Here is a 1,272-nt window from a genome sequence, read left to right on the forward strand (position 1 = left end):
CCCATCCCCAGGCGCCCCAACCGGTGCTGGCACCGCAGCAGACCGCGTACCCGCCGGTCGCACCCTCGGGCCCTTCCACGTCCTCAGGCTTTTCTGCATCCCCTGGCTTTTCTGCATCCCCTGGCTTTTCCTCGCCCGCAGCCGCCGCCCCGCCCGCGCCACCGGGAACGGCCGGCGGGTCGGTCGGCGCGGCGTTCGCGCCGACGCGGGCGCCCGAGCCGCGCCCCGGGCCGGGGTCGCGGGTGGGGCCGGACGGCTTCGGCGTGACCGGTGCGGGCCCGCGCCCGGCCCGCCCGGCGGCGCCCGGCGGCGGTGGCACAGGCTGGACCAGCCCCGACGGCTACGGGCCGCCCGGCGGAGCCAATCCGCCCGCCGCCATGCCCGCCGGGTCGGCCAACGGGCGGCCAGCCCCTCGGCAGACAGATCCTTGGAACGGCCACAGCTCGCCGGGGCTGCGGCTGCCGGTGTCGCCCACGGCCGACCCGACCCAGGGCGCCGGCCGGGGGACAAACGGACAGGCCGCCGAGTACCCCTCGGTGCCGCCGCGCGGCTTCGGTGGGGTGAATGCCTACCCCACCCCGCGGGAGTCCGCCCCTGGGGCCCCGGGGGCCGGCCGTTCGGGTAACCCCGGGACGCGTGGCTCGGCGCCTGGCGGGCCGTCGCCGGCCGGTGCGGCGCCCGCTGGCGGGGTGATCTACGGTCGCTCGGGCTCTGGCCTGGGACACGGCGCCGGCGTGGGGCCGCCGGTCCCGTCGGGACCTGTCGGCGAGAACGGACGGGAGCCCACGGGCGGTCGCGGCCGGTCCGCTGCCACCGCGACGCCGACCGTTCGGCCGGAACGCTCCTGGGAGGCCCAGGACGGTGCGGCCGATGGTTCGGGCTGGCGTAACCCGCTGACCGACACCGGTAGCTTCGTCCGCCCGCTTCCGCCGCCCGGCGTCCCCGGGGCGCTCGCCGGCCGGGACGACCCTCTGTCGGGGCCGCTGCCGACAGGACGCCGCCGCCGTGAGACCGGAGCCGGGGAAGCCGGGGCGGGCTGGCGCGCGCCCGCGGCGCCGCAGGCGAGGGAACGTCCCGTCCCGCCCGCGAGGGTGGGGGACCCGACGGGTGCGGAGCGGCCGGGGGCCCCTGCCGCGCCGGACGCCGCCCCGGTTGGCATGCGAGCCGGCGGCCCGCCCACGCGGCGGGTCGAGGAGACGATGACGACGGTCCGGCCGCTGTACCGGCCGGACGCACCGGCCCCCGTCGGGCCGCCCGCCGGCGGTCCTGGGC

1 pseudogene is annotated in these 1,272 nt (G+C 80.3%); it reads left to right on the forward strand.

Features of this window, described 5'->3' with window-relative positions:
* Positions 1-263 precede the first annotated feature (263 nt).
* Positions 264-1,272 (forward strand): annotated as a pseudogene (locus NBZ83_RS32190) (hypothetical protein); the annotation flags it as partial.

The organism is Frankia gtarii, assembly GCF_025403375.1.
In the GTDB taxonomy this organism is placed as follows: Bacteria; Actinomycetota; Actinomycetes; order Frankiales; family Frankiaceae; genus Frankia; species Frankia gtarii.